Here is a 16,369-nt window from a genome sequence, read left to right as displayed (position 1 = left end):
TAAACCAACCGATTTAAATTTTCCGTTCTACAAATTCTGCAATGCCCGTTTGAACATTGTAAGGTTTGCAAAAACGACGAATTGTTTTCTTATTCTGCATAAGATCCACACACAGTGGCTCAGGCGCAGAGGTTTTTAATAAGCTATTCGCTTTGGTATTGCGCTGACGATACATTTTCAAGGTATACGCTTGATTGGCTTGAAAACGATGAAACAGATGCAATACTTCCGCTTTATCTCGACTAATCGGATAAAAACGTACCACCAACTCATGTGGACCCGGTGCTACAGATAAATAAAGTGCATTGGGCTGACTCAGGCTTTTCGCATTTAAACGTACGATATTTGCTTGCTTTGCCTGTTTGTTTAAGCGCCCTGACTTTGCATCAATAATGATGGTTTTATCGAGTCGCTCAAATTCACAATCGTGTGTGCCTGCACAATAAACCAAAGCATTTGACTGCGTTTTCGCATTCTCTTTAACTGCTTTGAGCCGCATGGTATCAACACTTTGACATGCACTCAGCACTAGCGTGATCCCGCTTAGAGCAAACAACGATTTCCAATATTTCGCCATGTTGAATGTTTAACCTAAGTTAAGATGTCCTCGTGCGATCTTATCAAGGGTCAGGTCATCAAGCTATGCCTAAATAATAAGATTTATCCACGAATCTCGTTGAAAACCCAAGGGCGTGATTGCTTGGTTTTTTCTTCATAAGCACGAATATCATCCGCAGCTTGCAAAGTTAAACCAATATCATCTAAACCATTCAATAAACAATGTTTGCGGAATGGATCAACTTCAAATTTGAAGCTTTCGCCACTTGGTGTACGTACTTCTTGTGCTTCCAAATCAATCGTGAGTTGATAGCCTTCCGTCGCGAAACATTCTTTAAAGAGTTGATCGACAATCTCTTCAGACAAGATCACGGGCAACATGCCATTTTTAAAGCTGTTATTAAAGAAAATATCGGCATAGCTTGGCGCGATCACGGTACGAAAACCGTATTCTTCAAGTGCCCATGGCGCATGCTCACGACTTGAACCACAACCAAAGTTGGCACGTGAAATTAGAATTGACGCACCTTGATAACGCGGTTGATTCAATGCGAAATCAGGATTTTTAGGACGTTTTGAGTTATCTAAACCCAAATAACCTTCGTCCAAATAACGCAATTCATCAAATAAGTTTTCGCCAAAACCTGTACGTTTAATGGATTTCAAAAACTGTTTTGGAATAATTAAATCTGTATCGACATTGGCACGGTCTAATGGTGCAACGATACCTTGTTCAACGGTATATTTTTTCATGTTTATTTCTCACTGAATCCGTGACCTCTCCCTAATCCTCTCCTATGAGGAGAGGGAATTTCCTTCTCCCTCTAGGAAAAGGCTAGGATGAGGGCTTAAACTAGAACGTGCGTACGTCAACAAAGTGACCCGCGATTGCAGCCGCTGCTGCCATCGCTGGGCTGACCAAATGGGTACGACCGCCATTGCCTTGACGACCTTCGAAGTTACGGTTTGAGGTCGAGGCACAATGCTCACCTGGTTGTAATTTATCAGCATTCATTGCCAAGCACATTGAACAACCCGGCTCACGCCATTCAAAACCAGCTTCTACTAAAATTTTATCCAAACCTTCAGCTTCAGCTTGCGCTTTCACTAAACCAGAACCCGGAACCACCATGGCTTGTTTAATACTTGGTGCGACTTTTTTGCCTTGTGCAACTTTTGCAGCTTCACGGATATCTTCAATACGTGAGTTCGTACAAGAACCAATAAAGACACGGTCGAGTTGAATATCAGCCAATGCTTGACCCGCATTTAAACCCATATATTGATACGCACGTGTCCAGTCATTACGCTGAACATCATCTTTGGCTTGTTCTAAAGTCGGCACAGCTTGCGTCACAGGAATCACCATCTCAGGCGATGTTCCCCAAGATACTTGTGGCTCAATCTCTTCACCTTGTAGTACAACCACTGTATCAAAGTGCGCGCCTTCATCAGAATGTAAGGTATTCCAATAAGCAACCGCTTGATCCCACTGCTCGCCTTTCGGTGCATATGGACGATCTTTTACATATTCAATGGTCTTCTCATCGACAGCCACCATACCCACACGGGCACCGCCTTCGATTGCCATGTTACAGACCGTCATGCGGCCTTCAATCGACATATCACGGAAGACTTGACCACCGAACTCAATTGCATGACCTGTACCACCAGCCGTACCGATTTTACCAATAATCGCTAAAACCACGTCTTTTGGTGTAACGCCTTGACCTAATTTGCCGTCAACACGTACCAACATGTTTTTCATTTTCTTTTGAACTAAGCATTGGGTTGCCAATACATGTTCAACTTCAGATGTACCAATACCATGTGCTAAACAACCGAATGCACCATGTGTTGCAGTATGTGAATCACCACACACCACCGTCATACCCGGCAACGTTAAACCTTGTTCAGGCCCAACCACATGGGCGATCCCTTGACGTACATCGTTAATGTCAAACTGAACCACATTAAAGGTTTTACAGTTGTCATCTAAGGTTTGTACTTGGATACGCGAGGTATCGTCTTCAATACCCGAAATACCCTCTGAACGTTCTTTTTTAGAGGTTGGAACATTATGGTCAGGTGTTGCCACGTTGGCACTTAAACGCCACGGCTGACGACCTGCCAATTGCAAGCCTTCAAACGCCTGCGGTGAGGTCACTTCATGCAATAAATGACGATCGATATACAGTAAGCTAGAGCCATCATCTCGTTGTTTTACTAGATGGTCATCCCACAATTTGTCATACAACGTTTTTTTTGTTGGGGTTTCTGCTTTTTGGGTTTCGCCTGCCATGTCGATGTACTCCACTGGACTGGGTAAATTCTTTCATTAACTTTGATTATAACCACGTAATCACATAAATCTAATTTATCATTTTTATTAGTTTATAAACTTTTTGGAATGTTGGTCTTCTCGATTTTCTATCGAATATATACGCTATATAGCCTAGAAAATAGCGCTGTTTATTCGTACTGAACATGCTCAATATTTAATTTAAATTAGTAATTTTTACGATAAAAAAGATCAATCCTGATAGGCTCATCGAATATATTGCGAAAACCAATGTATATGAAGCAATCAATTTCAGTGTAATCACGTGATTTGAGATTTACCCTATAAAGATCATTCAAAAAAACATTTAGACAATTTAAATGAGAATTATTATTATTTAATCAAGACAAAGCATCCGCTATTTATTTTTGAGGAAGATCAACATGGCACAAGTTCAAAAATTCGTTGTAAATAATCAACTTATGTTTAAAAAAACATTCAGCTATTACATCATGCACATCAGTATTGCGATGTTGGTCGGTTACTTTGTGACAGGCAGTTGGGCGATGGCGGTGGCATTAAGTTTATTAGAACCGACTGTTCAAGCTTTTGCTTTCTTCTTCCATGAGAAAGTGTGGGAACAAAAAACCAAATCTACCGATCAAAATATTGCAGTTTAATTTTTTGAGCGATGTCGATCTTCTATTAAAAGACCACGACCTTCCTCGGTGGTCTTTTTCGCCTTCTGCATCTCATGTCATGCGCTTTATCGAATGTTTTATTAAGTGGCTCTTTTACCCTTCTTATGATTAGACATTATTTTTAAGATAATCTTGCTTTAAAACCTCTACTTTTCACTATAAGTTTATATTTCATTCAAAAACACAACATTTCCTTTGATTTATTCTTCGAATATAACAACAATAGACTTACGCATAAAAATTCGTTATAGGTGATTAAGATGAATCTCGCAGCCTTTGAAGCTTTTGTAAAAGTCATGGAAACTGGATCGATTTCTTTGGCGGCAGATCAACTTTTTATTACCCAACCTGCCGTGACCAAACGTATTCATAGTTTAGAAGAATATTTTGGTGTGAAATTATTTGAATCTGCGGGACGTGGTGTCCAAGCCACCCATGCGGCACATTCACTTCTGCCAAAAGTTAAAAACTGGTTGAATGAATTGGGTGATATTCACCATACCTTGAGTCATCAACAAGGTCAGGTGCAAGGCAAATTAAAAGTGGGTACAAGCCATCATATTGGTTTACATCATTTACCGAGTCATTTGGCAACGTATGTACAAGACTTCCCCAATGTCACGCTTGACGTGCATTTTGTGGATTCTGAACAAGCGCATGAGCAAGTGATTGCAGGTGATTTAGAGCTCGCATTTTTGACTTTGCCACCGGTGGGTGATGAACGCTTAAACTATGTGACCATTTGGAATGATCCATTGGTATTCGTGGCAGCCCCATTCCATCCTTTGGCACAGCGTAAAAATTTAAAACTTGAAGATTTACTGGCTTATGCAAGCTTGTTACCTTCATCGCAAACCTATACCACGCAAATCACATTAGCTGAATTTGAAAAACAAGGTGTCAAACCGAAAGTGACCATGAGCAATAACCCACTCGAGTCGATTCGTATGTTGGTGTCAATTGGACTGGGTTGGTCGGTGCTGCCTAAAACTTTAGTCAATCAAGAGCTACAACAGCTAGATATTAACCTAGAAATGAGCCGTCAACTGGGCATGGTATGGCATCCAGGTCGTACTCAATCCAAAGCGGCAAAAGCGCTTGTCGAGTTAATGAGCATTCCTAAGCTTTAAATCAAGCATTCAGCGCAAATAAAAAGCCAATCTCTTGATTGGCTTTTAACGTCTATGATTTTGACGCGTTACTGCACTTGGCTTTCGCTGGTTGCATCTTCATGTAGCGCTTCATTCAGTTGATCAACTACAATTGCCCATTCTCCATCCGATGCAATTTTTTCGGCTAGGAATTGATGCTGCGCTTTTGTCCAATACGGCGCATCAAGCAATGCTAAATCTTGATGTAACTGATGCTCACTGATAAATTCTGCGATTGCTGCAGCCGTTGAATCTAAGCCTAATTGTTCAAATAAATGCGTCATACGCGGTCGAACCTGATTCATATTCAATCCCTCAGATTATTTTAGTGATTGGCATGTATTGAGTTTGAAAGCTTAGCATGTGAACTTCAGATACATTGTGAAATTACATTAATATTCACCCTGAAATAGCGCACATAAAAAAGCACAACATTCGTTGTGCTTAACAGTTTTTTCAGATTAGATCGACCAGTCCTGAATATCCCAACCCTGTTCTTTTGCCAAAGTTGCTAAGCGATCATCTGGATTCACCGCAATCGCATGATCGGAATATTCCAATAAGAAACGGTCATTGATTGAATCTGAATACGCCCATGACTCGGTCACGTCTCGACCTGCAAGCCATTGATCTAAACGCGTTAATTTTCCTTGTTGATAACACGGCACATTAATCACTTTACCCGTATATTTTCCATCTACCACTTCAGCATTGGTGGCAATAATTTCAGTGATACCAAATTCACGGAAAATTGGTGCAGTAATAAAGTCCGACGTTGCGGTAATACCCACCAAAGCATGACCTGCGTCTTTATGGCGTTGAATGGCTTTAAAGCCTTCAGGGCGCATTTGTGGACGAATGACTTTTTGCATAAATAATTGATGTAATTGTGTCAAATAATCAGACTCATGCTGCGTTAAAAATTCAAACACAAACTCATTATAGGCAATGGGGTCGAGTTGCCCTGCTTTATAGTCATCATAAAACTTGTTATTCATGGCACGATGACGAATTGGATCGACCAAACCTTCATTGACCAGAAATTCTCCCCATGAATGGTCAGAATCTGTATTTAATAGGGTGTGATCAAGGTCAAACAGTGCCAATTTCATGAAAATACTCGTAAAAACTGAAATTTAAGAAAAAAATTGTAAATCTATCTCCGCTAGTCGATAGAAATTCGTTAAGATCATAGCAATTTTAACATTTTTACACTTTGCTTTTCGTGTTGGATAAAGAAATAACAATCCCCGAGGGTAAAGCTATAAATTAAACAATATTTAGGTAGCCAAATGATCGACTCCGAAGGTTTCCGACCGAATGTCGGGATCATTTTGGCAAACGATGCTGGACAAGTTTTATGGGCAAAGCGCATTGGTCACAATGCATGGCAATTTCCACAAGGAGGCATCCAATATGGAGAAACCCCTGAACAGGCACTCTTTCGTGAGCTAAGAGAAGAAGTTGGCTTATTGCCCGAACATGTCCAAATTATTGCGCAAACCAAAGGGTGGTTGCGCTATCGTTTGCCACATCGATACATTCGTCCGGACTCAGATCCGGTGTGTATCGGACAAAAGCAAAAATGGTTTTTATTGAGGCTGACAGGTTCAGTTCAGAATATTCAATTGAATTTATCTGATCCGCCTGAATTTGATCAATGGCAATGGGTCAGTTATTGGTATCCATTGGGTCAAGTCGTCAACTTTAAACGCGACGTTTACCGTAAAGCGATGGTGGAGTTGTGTCAGCAGCTTCCTCGGCAAAAAAGCTAAAAAAATCGTATAAATATGCAGATTTTTTGGTCATCTATTGTTATAAATAAACTTGAGATTAGCACTTAAAAAACGGAGCAGACCTGATGTCGAATATGCAACTGGAGACTTTAAGACGCATTGTCCAAGAGATTAATGCATCGACCAGTTTGCATGAGTCACTCGATATCATGGTCAATCATGTGGCAGAAGCCATGCATGTGGATGTCTGCTCCATTTATTTGCTCGATGAACGCAATCATCGCTATTTGCTTATGGCATCTAAGGGATTAAACCCAGAAGCGGTGGGACATGTCTCACTGCAACTGGGTGAAGGTCTGGTCGGGCTAGTGGGACAGCGTGAAGAAATTGTCAATTTAGACAATGCGCCAAAGCACGAACGTTTCTTATATTTACCTGAAACAGGCGAAGAAATTTACAACTCCTTCCTTGGCGTTCCGGTCATGTACCGCCGTAAAGTCATGGGCGTTTTGGTTGTTCAAAATAAAGAATCACAAGACTTTAGTGAAGCGGCTGAATCCTTCCTTGTGACTTTATGCGCGCAGCTCTCAGGCGTAATTGCCCATGCACATGCTGTCGGTAACATTGATGTGTTTCGTAAACCCAACAATTTGCCTGCCTATAAGACGTTCCAAGGCGTTTCTGGTTCAGGTGGCATTGCACTCGGTCGTGCTGTCATTCTGTACCCACCTGCCGATTTAGGTGCAGTTCCTGATCGTGAAGCAGATGATATTAGTGAAGAGTTGCAACTCCTCGACACGGCCCTTGATTCTGTACGCGAAGAAATTAAACATTTAGACGATAAAATGCAGCATGCCTTAATGGCAGAAGAACGTGCATTGTTTAGCGTGTTCTTACGCATGTTGGACGAAAATGCCCTCCCCGCAGAAATCAAAGAACAGATTCGTGAAGGCAATTGGGCACAAGGTGCAGTACGTATTGTCATTGATAATCACGTCGCACGCTTCGCGCAAATGGAAGATGATTATCTCAGAGAACGTGTTGCCGATTTAAAAGACCTCGGTCGGCGTATTTTGGCGCGGTTGCAAGTTGAAGATGCCAACCACCGTGAACTCACCGACGAAAGCATTTTAATTGGTGAGGAAATTTCAACTGCCGCTTTAGTTGAACTGCCTGTCGATAAAATTGCAGCCATTGTCACCTCGGAAGGTGCAATGAACTCACACATGGTGATTGTCGCGCGTGCGCTCGGTATTCCAACCGTTGTCGGAGTGACAGAACTGCCGATCAATACGCTCGATGATGTGGAAATGATTGTCGATGCGCATCAAGGTCGCGTCTTTATTAATCCACCACGTCGCCTGCGTACCCGTTATAAAGAAATTCAAAAAGAAGAAGAGCAAATCGCGAAAGATTTACGCCAGTACGAAACCAAAGATGCGATTACCCCTGACGGTGTTGCAGTGCGTTTATTCGTAAATACAGGTTTAATGATTGATGTCGTGCGTGGTGTACAACGCGGTGCCAAAGGTGTGGGTCTGTATCGCTCAGAAATTCCATTTATGCTGCGCGACCGTTTCCCGGGTGAAGAGGAACAAAGGGCGATCTACCGTCAGCAGTTGAGCCACTTTGCCAATAAACCTGTAGTCATGCGTACTTTGGATATTGGTGCGGACAAAGATTTACCTTACTTCTCCATTGAAGAAGATAATTCAGCGCTTGGTTGGCGTGGTATTCGTTTTACCCTCGATCATCCTGAAATTTTCTCATCACAAATTCGCGCAATGCTGAAAGCCAGTATTGGTTTAAATAATCTGCATATTTTACTGCCGATGGTAACCAGTGTCAGTGAAGTCGAAGAAGCACTGTATTTGCTTGAACGCGATTGGGTTGCAGTTCAAGAAGAAGAACAGGTCAAAATTACCAAACCTAAAATCGGGATTATGGTTGAAGTCCCGAGTGTGCTGTATCAAATTGATGAATTTTCAGAATTGGTCGATTTCTTCTCGGTCGGTTCAAACGACTTGACCCAATATTTACTGGCGGTTGACCGTAATAATCCACGTGTCGCAAGTGTCTATTCGCATTTGCATCCTGCCATTTTACGTGCGTTATCGCGCTTGGTTCAGGATTGTCATCGTCATAATAAACCGATCAGCATTTGTGGCGAAATGGCGGGAGATCCTATTTCTGCTATCTTACTTATGGCAATGGGCTTCAATACCCTTTCCATGAGTTCAAGCAATATTTTGCGTGTGCGTAAAGCGATTTGCCATGTCCCGATGAGTGATGCCCAAGAATTACTCGCACATGTGCTCAAACTCGATAACCCGCTTGTGGTTAAAAGTTGGTTAGAGCGCTACTTTAGAACGCATGGTTTAGGCGATATGGTGAAATCTGCAACGCGGATTGTGAGTGCTTAAAAGGATAACGTCCAACACCATCATCATCAGGACATCGCATGGAATTTGTCATCTTCTTTATGGTGGTTGCGGTGGTGTGATATCTGCGTCAAGCAAAGTCTCGCCCATCAAAAAATGGAACATCAGCCCAAAAGTCTTCTTTTCATGCAAGCTCAAACCATTCAGGTATGACCAGTCATCGTTCATCTGAGCGATCTGTAACTCACCCCACACCGCTTATGGGTGTTGAGATCACACGTAAACAATAGCGCTTATTGGGTAAGATAGATCCTTCCGTCATAGCAACACAATATCAACAGATACTTCCAAATCAACAGATGCTTCCAAGCACTATACGCAATACGTCAATTTTTGCTGCAACAGGTTTCGGTGTAGGTACTTTATTTGGCACATCCTCATCGGATGATTTTGAACACTTGGATGCACTTGAACGCATGTCTGAGCATTCAGTATCAAAGCAAAAATTATTTGTTGAGTGATGATTGGAATTCTATGAATTCATCGTTAGAGCATTTTGAGATTAATCCTGCAACAGGATTACCGATGGTAGGAGCTACAGATACTGCTGGTCATACCTATGGAGCTAGTTTATCGAGCTTTGATTCTTTTAATTCGCTGAATTCATCAAGCCTCGATACTTTTTCAAGCTTGGATTCACATTCATCAAGCAGCTTGAATGAATGGTAATAATAAAAGATCAGACATTAAAAAAGAGCGATCTTCATTGGAATATCGCCCTTGTTTATGTTTGCTATAGCCCCGTTTCAGTGCCTTTTTACGGTCTGTAAACACTTGGCTTTGATTGACTTCATGCATATGTTTTGCCACAAAGTTATGCTCAACTAATTTTACGTTTGATTGTTTTTTTGCCATTAAATTTCACCTTTTACAAACAAGACCTGTTGTGATGAGTCCCTCGTTAGGGAAGCTGATCATACGCTTTTCGGTACAATATTCAAGCATATTTTTTAGCTTAAAAGTGCAGGGTCAATACAAAACTGAAACTTAGCAATAGAAACATGATTATTAAGATAATTTAATTTTTTTGTAATGGCATATTGCTTGTTAAATATTCATATTATTTTCCGATAAAAACGAACAAATATTCCCATCGGGAATTAAACAAATTGTCATTGTCATATTTTTATAAAAAGCTTTAATAGAACAAGATCTTGAAGAAATTTAAACACGGTTCATTTAATTTTGAATATTTTCTACAAGGTTGCATAAGTACAACAGGCGGATATGAAGCAAGTGTGATACTTCATGAGGCTAACTTGTACCGAGTTACACAATGTTTAAAGTCAACATCTACTTTGCATTAGATACCTTTTAAAAGAGCTTTGACTTTAGAAAACATCTATAACAATGAATGGAGAACCTCATGAGTAATGACACTAAGAAATGTCCTATGACTCACTTAACAACGGATGCGGGTGCGCCCGTAGTCGACAACCAAAACAGTATGACCGCAGGTGCACGTGGTCCTCTTTTGGCACAAGACTTGTGGCTGAATGAAAAATTAGCCAATTTTGTACGTGAAGTGATTCCTGAACGTCGTATGCATGCTAAAGGTTCAGGTGCGTTTGGCACATTTACCGTCACGCATGACATTACCCAATACACCCGTGCAAAGATCTTTTCGGAAATTGGTAAAAAAACAGAAATGTTTGCACGTTTCTCGACGGTTGCCGGTGAACGTGGTGCAGCTGATGCCGAACGTGATATCCGTGGCTTTGCTTTAAAGTTCTATACCGATGAAGGGGTTTGGGATTTAGTCGGTAATAATACCCCTGTATTCTTTTTACGTGATGCGCGTAAATTCCCTGATTTAAATAAAGCCGTTAAACGCGATCCCAAAACCAATTTACGTAGCGCCACCAATAACTGGGATTTTTGGACATTATTACCAGAAGCACTGCATCAAGTCACAATTGTCATGTCTGACCGTGGTATTCCAGATGGTTACCGTCATATGCATGGTTTTGGTAGCCATACTTTCAGTTTCATTAATGCCAACAACGAACGTTTCTGGGTGAAATTCCATATGCGTACGCAACAAGGCATTAAGAACTTAACTGATGCGGAAGCGGAAGCACTGATTGCTAAAGATCGTGAAAGCTCACAAACAGACTTGTTTGATGCGATTGAACGTGGTGATTTGCCGAAATGGAAAATGTACGTTCAAATCATGCCTGAAATGGATGCAGAAAAAGTACCTTATCACCCATTTGACCTGACGAAAGTATGGCCAAAAGGTGATTATCCACTGATTGAAGTGGGTGAGTTTGAGTTGAATCGTAACCCAGAAAATTACTTCCAAGATGTAGAGCAAGCAGCCTTTGCACCGAGCAATTTAGTTCCGGGTATCAGTTATTCACCTGACCGTATGTTGCAAGCGCGTTTGGTCAACTATGCAGATGCTGCGCGTTACCGTGTTGGTGTGAACCATTCACAAATCCCTGTCAATGCTGCACGCTGCCCTGTCAATTCAAACCGTCGTGATGGTCAAGGTCGAATGGATGGTAACTATGGCGGATTACCACACTATGAGCCGAACAGCTTTCACCAGTGGCAAGAACAGCCACAGTATCGTGAACCGCCTTTAAAAATTACCGGCAATGCTGATTTTTGGGATTTCCGTGAAGATGACAATGACTACTTTAGCCAGCCACGTGCGTTATTCAATCTGATGAATGATCAACAGAAACAAGCGTTATTTAATAACACAGCGGGCGCAATGGGTGATGCACTTGATTTCATCAAGTATCGTCATATCCGTAACTGCTATGCTTGTGAACCTGCCTATGGTGAAGGTGTTGCCAAGGCATTAGGATTAACCGTTCACGATGCGCAAGCTGCACGTGCAACTGACCCTGCACAAGGCAATCCGGGTTTACTTTAATCTTTAAAGTCAGCACATAAAAAACCGCCATGAGGCGGTTTTTTTTATCTTGGATTAAACACGACCTTGCGTTCGTTCCAACCAAATGGCTTTGGTCTGTGGCTTCACAAACAATGTCACAATTTCAGGATGCACCTGTCTAATTTCAGCTTCAATACGATTGACACAGGCTTCAATCTCGTCAGAGGTTAAGTTATCTTTAAACTCTAAACTTAACGATGCAATCACCTGATGCGCACCGATTTGTTCAGTCAAAACACCATTGGCACTAAATACCGCTGCGTCTTGTTGAGCGATCAATAAAACATTTTCCCGCAGTTTAGGGTCAGCTGTTTCACCAAGGAGAAGTCCTTTGGTTTCACGTGCCAATAACACTGCAGAAACAGCAAGCACAATACCGATGAGGACAGATGCAACACCATCGAGCTCAGGAATATTTAAGCGATGCGCAAGGAAAATACCAATCAAGGCAATAAATAAACCGAGCAAGGCTGCTGTATCTTCAAAAAGTACCGTAAATGTTGTGGGATCTTTACTACGGCGAAAAGCCTCGAAATAGCCCTGCTTACCCTTGGTACGTTTAAATGCTTTTAGGGCCACAAACCACGAGGTTCCTTCAACCAAAATCGCAATAACCAGCACAATGTAGTTAATGGTTGGATTCAGGATTTCCTCAGGTTTAATGATATGTTGAATCCCTTGATAAATAGATGCAATCGCACCCAATGCAAAGACCATCAACGCCACAATAAATGCCCAAAAATACAATTCACGCCCATAACCAAAAGGATGCGTTGCATCCGCAGGTTGTTGTGATTTCTTCATGCCGTACAGCAGCAGAATTTCGTTCAGTGTATCGACCACAGAGTGAATCGCTTCACTGAGCATCGCTGAACTATTGGTGATGTATGCCGCCACAAACTTAACCATGGCAATGGCTAAGTTACCAAAGAGCGCTGCATAGACCACGACTTTATTAGACTGAGAGTCAGACATGCTAAAACTGTCCTAAAAATGTGAGATCAATCTGTTTTGATCTTATGTATCAGCATCTTAAAACTTTCTGATTCGCCTTTGTTTTACAAATTGTTGCTCATGCTCATAAATAACCAAAAATGAAAGATAGCGTTCAAATCATTACCCACAAAAAAGAGCCTTTCGGCTCTATCTAGAAATCATGTTGTTATTGAGCAAAATATTGCTCTCGCCATTCTTTCCAAAAGTACATCACGATCCCGAACATCACGATCCCAATACCAAGTACCGCATGTGAGCTAATATGCTCATGATTGAGTGTCGCACCTAAAATCAAAGCAATGATCGGCGTCATAACATTACTCAAAGACACGGTCGATGCAGCAAGACGTCGGATAAGCCAGAAGTAGCAAAGCATGGCCACAATCGACGATAAAATCATAGTAAAACCAAAGCCAAACAGCGCCTGCATACTTGGCATTTGCGTTGGGAAAGATGACCAAATAAATGGAACTAACAGTAGTGAACCTAATGAAGAAATGATTAAAGAGCCTGTCGCTTGAGACATCGGTTTCAGTGGTGCATTAATGTGTTTGACCCAAAAAATAGAACTGATGTACGAGATCATACTAATGATCATCAATACCACACCCCATGGATTGACATTGCTTTCAGCAGAGTCTGCAAAGACAAATGTTAATCCACCAACAGCAACAGCCATCCCAAGCCATTGTAACCAGACCAATTTATGGGTTTTTAAGATCACATGACCAATCAATCCTGCAATCAGTGGTGATAAGCCGAAAATTAACGCCATTAAACCTGAAGTTAAGTAGTTGGCAGCAAGATAGATAAATAGCTGCGCGCCAATCAAGTTCAAGCTTCCCGCCACATAGCTTTTTAATGAAGTGTGATCAAAGGGCAAAGGATTACGCATGAGCGCTAAAATCGCGATAGCCAAAATGGACGCACCCAAGTAACGAATAATCAGCACCCACATCGAATGCACTTCCGCCACGCTCCATACAATTGCTAACGGTGTTGCTGCCCAAATCAGGACCAACAAGGCATAAATACTTGCAGTGACGATCATGGGAGAAGAGTTTGAATTCATAAAAGCTCAACAGTAATTCAAAGAGAGTAAAGACTAAAACGAATGTCCGCCCTGTCATCAACTATGCTGAGGGTGGCAAGGATGCCGCCTGTAATACTGGGGGATATGGACAGCCCCTCAGTATTACAGAAGATTTTTGCCTTGCGAAGCAGTGCTTCTCATCATCTTTGAAAAGTAAGATATACCTACGCAAAGTCGTGAAAACTCACAATGCCAATTGCGGTAATATCTCAGCTATAAAAAAACAGCCATAAAAAAGCAGACCTAAGTTACCCAAGGTCTGCTCTTTTATAAAACAAGATTATTTCACAAGCTTACGAAGATCTTGGCTTAAATCCAAATACTTCTCTGCTTCAAACACTGCTTGCTTACTGATCAATTTTTTCAAATGACGCATTTCTTTAGCGGCATTCACAGTGATACCGCCCACGATCACACTATCTGTCACACCAAACAATACGAATGAAGACTCTTGACGTAGTTCAGGTTTAATTTCACCACGAACATGCCACTCACTTGCTGCCATATCACCGACAAATTGGTAGTTGATATCAAGCTGATCTGTCCAGAACCATGCTGGATTTGGCGTTGGATGCTCAACACCCATCACGTGACGCGCAAAGATGCCTGCTTGAAGATTGGCATTTTCCCAAGTTTCAACACGGCGGTGGTGACCACATGCGCGAAGCTGAGTCGCAACATCACCTGCTGCATAAATGTCAGGGTTTGAAGTTTGGCAGTTTTCGTTCACTTTGATCGCAAGATCGACGTCAAGACCTGCGTCAACGGCAAGCTGTGCATTTGGCACGATACCGATACCGTAAACGACTGCATCAGCACGAAGCTCGATGCCATCACCTAAAGTCACAACAACTTCTTCGCCATCTAATGTGCAATTTTCAATTGATGTTGAAAGACGAACATCCACACCTGCCAATTTTTGCTGTTCAAGCAAGAATTCGCTCAAGATGCGTGGTGATGAACGACCCATCACCATTGGACCCATTTCAATCACAGTCACGTCACATTCTTTAAAACGTGCAGATGATGCAAGCTCAAGACCAATCACACCGCCACCAATCAGGATGATGCGTTGACCTTTTTGCAATACTGGGACAAGGGCTTGTGAATCTTCGAGGTTACGAAGCGTATAAACGTGTTTACCTAACGCATCGAAGTTCGGCAGACGACGTGCTGCACCGCCAGTCGCAAGCAGCAATTTGTCATAAGCAACAAAGTCACCATTTTGAAGTTCAACCGTTTTCGCATCAGCGTTAATTTTTTGTACGCCATTGCCACGGATGGTTTCAACACCAAGATCCGCCAGTTTTTCTTCCGACAGAATTTCGATTTTGGTGTCTTCAGGTTTTAAAATCACATCTTTAGACAGTGGTGGACGCTCATAAGGAAGATGCGTTTCATCACCAATCAGGATGATTTTACCTTCAAATTTGTTGCCACGAAGTTCTAGGATTGCACTTGCACCAGCTTGGCCAGCACCTACAATCACGATGGTTTCGATGTTGCTCATGTCAATTAACCTTTTAAATCTGCAGATACGATGCCGAAGCCTGCGATCCACTCGCTGATATCTTCATAGCAGTGTGTTGTCATGTCGTATTCGCCAATTTCATTTAAGGCAGCAAATGCCGCCATCCATGAGCGAACTTCTTGACCGCCACGACCACCTTCAACACGAATTTCAGCTTCTGTCATGGCTTCCATGGCAGCGAAATCAGCATTTTTAAATTTCTCAAGTAGGTCACGGTCCCATTCAGGATTCAGTGGTACAGCAACCGATTTGTCACCTGCAGCCAGTTTTTGACCCACAGCAATAATCTTCGACTGACGCGCGTTACGTGCTTCAGGTGTTGGGTAACGACCTGCAATCAAGAACTCTTCAACTTCAGGTGGTACTGAACCCATTTGTGGTGTCGGTGGATCATGTGAAAGACCACCTGTACCTAAAACAAGGACACGCTCATTTTCAAGATTTAAGGATTTGATAAATTGACCCACTGCACGTCCCAAAGCGATGGTACGCTTTGTTGTTGGCATCGGTGCAGCAGCGCCATTAATAAATACTGGAATCGTTGGGTAACGATCAAGCTGACCATCACATAAGAAATGTAATGGCTGAGTCACACCATGATCCGCTTGCATACGGTATGAATATGCAACGTCAACACCTTCGTCCAATATACGACGTATCATTGCCAACGCTTTGTCTTCAGGTACATTGATGTGGTCGTTGTCTTTACCGTAGTCCCAATCGCCTGCCGCTTTTGCACGGATACCCACGCAGAAACTTGGCATAAGATCATAGAAGAAACCATTGAAATGGTCAGGACCAAAAGTAATGATCAGGGTTGGGTCGTAAGCTTTTACTTCAGCAGACAAAGTTGCAAATGCATCACGAACTTTTTGTTCTTGCGCTTGGTCTTGCGGTGAAGCAAATTCCATTAAAGGACTGTGCGATGCACAAATGAGTTTAACGGCCATGAGAGACTCCTAAATAGGAAAGC

General features: G+C 42.0%; 17 protein-coding genes. 7 read left to right on the top strand and 10 right to left on the bottom strand.

Translation table 11 applies throughout. The annotated features are described in order from the left end of the window. Positions 1-13 precede the first annotated feature (13 nt). The 3 genes from GFH30_RS01825 to leuC all read right to left on the bottom strand — a co-directional run bounded on the left by GFH30_RS01825 (position 14) and on the right by leuC (position 2,860). Positions 14-577 carry a hypothetical protein gene (locus GFH30_RS01825; RefSeq protein ID WP_153370601.1) on the bottom strand — a complete coding sequence of 188 codons (564 nt, stop codon included), beginning with the start codon at positions 575-577 and terminating at the stop codon, positions 14-16. An 83-nt stretch (positions 578-660) separates the two neighbouring features. Continuing rightward, complete coding sequence (leuD, locus tag GFH30_RS01820) at positions 661-1,311, bottom strand: 3-isopropylmalate dehydratase small subunit (RefSeq protein ID WP_153370599.1); 651 nt, start codon at positions 1,309-1,311, stop codon at positions 661-663. Between the two features lie 100 nt (positions 1,312-1,411). Next, the gene (gene leuC, locus GFH30_RS01815) at positions 1,412-2,860 is read right to left on the bottom strand and encodes a 3-isopropylmalate dehydratase large subunit (protein WP_153370597.1); all 1,449 of its coding nucleotides are present in this window, start codon (positions 2,858-2,860) and stop codon (positions 1,412-1,414) included. Between the two features lie 422 nt (positions 2,861-3,282). Between leuC and GFH30_RS01810 the strand changes: the two genes are divergently transcribed. After that, entirely contained in the window at positions 3,283-3,519 is a 237-nt protein-coding gene (locus GFH30_RS01810) for a DUF2061 domain-containing protein (protein ID WP_153370595.1), read from the top strand. Between the two features lie 281 nt (positions 3,520-3,800). Further along, complete coding sequence (locus GFH30_RS01805) at positions 3,801-4,670, top strand: LysR family transcriptional regulator (protein ID WP_153370593.1); 870 nt, start codon at positions 3,801-3,803, stop codon at positions 4,668-4,670. 68 nt (positions 4,671-4,738) lie between these two features. Here the strand turns inward: GFH30_RS01805 and GFH30_RS01800 are convergent, their stop codons facing one another. Together GFH30_RS01800 and GFH30_RS01795 are read right to left on the bottom strand one after the other, a co-directional pair. Next, on the bottom strand, positions 4,739-4,996 hold the full coding sequence (locus GFH30_RS01800) for a DUF2789 family protein (RefSeq protein ID WP_153370591.1): 258 nt from the start codon (positions 4,994-4,996) through the stop codon (positions 4,739-4,741). Positions 4,997-5,152: 156 nt separating this feature from the next. Continuing rightward, positions 5,153-5,803 carry an HAD family hydrolase gene (locus tag GFH30_RS01795; protein WP_153370590.1) on the bottom strand — a complete coding sequence of 217 codons (651 nt, stop codon included), beginning with the start codon at positions 5,801-5,803 and terminating at the stop codon, positions 5,153-5,155. Positions 5,804-5,983: 180 nt separating this feature from the next. On the opposite strand from GFH30_RS01795, the gene GFH30_RS01790 reads away from it, so the two are divergent. From GFH30_RS01790 to GFH30_RS01775, 4 genes are all read left to right on the top strand, one after another. Continuing rightward, positions 5,984-6,466 carry an RNA pyrophosphohydrolase gene (locus GFH30_RS01790; RefSeq protein WP_153370588.1) on the top strand — a complete coding sequence of 161 codons (483 nt, stop codon included), beginning with the start codon at positions 5,984-5,986 and terminating at the stop codon, positions 6,464-6,466. Between the two features lie 86 nt (positions 6,467-6,552). Next, a complete protein-coding gene (gene ptsP, locus GFH30_RS01785) occupies positions 6,553-8,850 on the top strand; it encodes a phosphoenolpyruvate--protein phosphotransferase (protein WP_153370586.1) in 2,298 nt (765 codons plus the stop codon). Between the two features lie 317 nt (positions 8,851-9,167). Beyond that, positions 9,168-9,329: a hypothetical protein gene (locus GFH30_RS01780; protein WP_153370584.1), complete on the top strand. Its 162-nt coding sequence runs from the start codon at positions 9,168-9,170 to the stop codon at positions 9,327-9,329. A gap of 13 nt (positions 9,330-9,342) precedes the next feature. Further along, a complete protein-coding gene (locus GFH30_RS01775; protein ID WP_153370582.1) occupies positions 9,343-9,537 on the top strand; it encodes a hypothetical protein in 195 nt (64 codons plus the stop codon). Here the strand turns inward: GFH30_RS01775 and GFH30_RS01770 are convergent. Beyond that, on the bottom strand, positions 9,514-9,723 hold the full coding sequence (locus tag GFH30_RS01770) for a DUF7230 family protein (RefSeq protein ID WP_153370580.1): 210 nt from the start codon (positions 9,721-9,723) through the stop codon (positions 9,514-9,516). The genes GFH30_RS01775 and GFH30_RS01770 overlap by 24 nt on opposite strands. Positions 9,724-10,234: 511 nt before the next feature. On the opposite strand from GFH30_RS01770, the gene GFH30_RS01765 reads away from it, so the two are divergent. Continuing rightward, positions 10,235-11,755, top strand: coding sequence for a catalase (locus GFH30_RS01765; protein ID WP_153370578.1), 1,521 nt, complete (start codon positions 10,235-10,237; stop codon positions 11,753-11,755). 54 nt (positions 11,756-11,809) lie between these two features. On the opposite strand, the gene GFH30_RS01760 is transcribed toward GFH30_RS01765, so the two are convergent. The 4 genes from GFH30_RS01760 to GFH30_RS01745 all read right to left on the bottom strand — a co-directional run bounded on the left by GFH30_RS01760 (position 11,810) and on the right by GFH30_RS01745 (position 16,346). Next, entirely contained in the window at positions 11,810-12,751 is a 942-nt protein-coding gene (locus GFH30_RS01760; RefSeq protein ID WP_153370576.1) for a cation diffusion facilitator family transporter, read from the bottom strand. Positions 12,752-12,938: 187 nt separating this feature from the next. After that, positions 12,939-13,844 (bottom strand): DMT family transporter, encoded by a 906-nt coding sequence (locus GFH30_RS01755; RefSeq protein WP_153370574.1) that lies wholly within the window; start codon positions 13,842-13,844, stop codon positions 12,939-12,941. A gap of 301 nt (positions 13,845-14,145) precedes the next feature. Continuing rightward, positions 14,146-15,375: a 3-phenylpropionate/cinnamic acid dioxygenase ferredoxin--NAD(+) reductase subunit gene (hcaD, locus tag GFH30_RS01750; protein WP_153370572.1), complete on the bottom strand. Its 1,230-nt coding sequence runs from the start codon at positions 15,373-15,375 to the stop codon at positions 14,146-14,148. A gap of 5 nt (positions 15,376-15,380) precedes the next feature. Then, positions 15,381-16,346, bottom strand: coding sequence for a 3-carboxyethylcatechol 2,3-dioxygenase (locus tag GFH30_RS01745; RefSeq protein ID WP_153370570.1), 966 nt, complete (start codon positions 16,344-16,346; stop codon positions 15,381-15,383). Between the last annotated feature and the right edge of the window lie 23 nt (positions 16,347-16,369).

It is taken from the genome of Acinetobacter wanghuae (assembly GCF_009557235.1).
GTDB classification, from domain to species: domain Bacteria; phylum Pseudomonadota; class Gammaproteobacteria; order Pseudomonadales; family Moraxellaceae; genus Acinetobacter; species Acinetobacter wanghuae.
The sequence above is the reverse complement of the archived record's forward strand: the minus strand, read 5'-3'. Positions and strand labels throughout refer to the sequence as shown.

What these genes read in the sequence shown, in the direction of transcription:
- GFH30_RS01825 (WP_153370601.1), bottom strand. Translation starts at nt 577, where the DNA reads ATGGCGAAATATTGGAAATCGTTGTTTGCTCTAAGCGGGATCACGCTA.
- leuD (WP_153370599.1), bottom strand. Translation starts at nt 1,311, where the DNA reads ATGAAAAAATATACCGTTGAACAAGGTATCGTTGCACCATTAGACCGT.
- leuC (WP_153370597.1), bottom strand. Translation starts at nt 2,860, where the DNA reads ATGGCAGGCGAAACCCAAAAAGCAGAAACCCCAACAAAAAAAACGTTG.
- GFH30_RS01810 (WP_153370595.1), top strand. Translation starts at nt 3,283, where the DNA reads ATGGCACAAGTTCAAAAATTCGTTGTAAATAATCAACTTATGTTTAAA.
- GFH30_RS01805 (WP_153370593.1), top strand. Translation starts at nt 3,801, where the DNA reads ATGAATCTCGCAGCCTTTGAAGCTTTTGTAAAAGTCATGGAAACTGGA.
- GFH30_RS01800 (WP_153370591.1), bottom strand. Translation starts at nt 4,996, where the DNA reads ATGAATCAGGTTCGACCGCGTATGACGCATTTATTTGAACAATTAGGC.
- GFH30_RS01795 (WP_153370590.1), bottom strand. Translation starts at nt 5,803, where the DNA reads ATGAAATTGGCACTGTTTGACCTTGATCACACCCTATTAAATACAGAT.
- GFH30_RS01790 (WP_153370588.1), top strand. Translation starts at nt 5,984, where the DNA reads ATGATCGACTCCGAAGGTTTCCGACCGAATGTCGGGATCATTTTGGCA.
- ptsP (WP_153370586.1), top strand. Translation starts at nt 6,553, where the DNA reads ATGTCGAATATGCAACTGGAGACTTTAAGACGCATTGTCCAAGAGATT.
- GFH30_RS01780 (WP_153370584.1), top strand. Translation starts at nt 9,168, where the DNA reads ATGCTTCCAAGCACTATACGCAATACGTCAATTTTTGCTGCAACAGGT.
- GFH30_RS01775 (WP_153370582.1), top strand. Translation starts at nt 9,343, where the DNA reads ATGAATTCATCGTTAGAGCATTTTGAGATTAATCCTGCAACAGGATTA.
- GFH30_RS01770 (WP_153370580.1), bottom strand. Translation starts at nt 9,723, where the DNA reads ATGGCAAAAAAACAATCAAACGTAAAATTAGTTGAGCATAACTTTGTG.
- GFH30_RS01765 (WP_153370578.1), top strand. Translation starts at nt 10,235, where the DNA reads ATGAGTAATGACACTAAGAAATGTCCTATGACTCACTTAACAACGGAT.
- GFH30_RS01760 (WP_153370576.1), bottom strand. Translation starts at nt 12,751, where the DNA reads ATGTCTGACTCTCAGTCTAATAAAGTCGTGGTCTATGCAGCGCTCTTT.
- GFH30_RS01755 (WP_153370574.1), bottom strand. Translation starts at nt 13,844, where the DNA reads ATGAATTCAAACTCTTCTCCCATGATCGTCACTGCAAGTATTTATGCC.
- hcaD (WP_153370572.1), bottom strand. Translation starts at nt 15,375, where the DNA reads ATGAGCAACATCGAAACCATCGTGATTGTAGGTGCTGGCCAAGCTGGT.
- GFH30_RS01745 (WP_153370570.1), bottom strand. Translation starts at nt 16,346, where the DNA reads ATGGCCGTTAAACTCATTTGTGCATCGCACAGTCCTTTAATGGAATTT.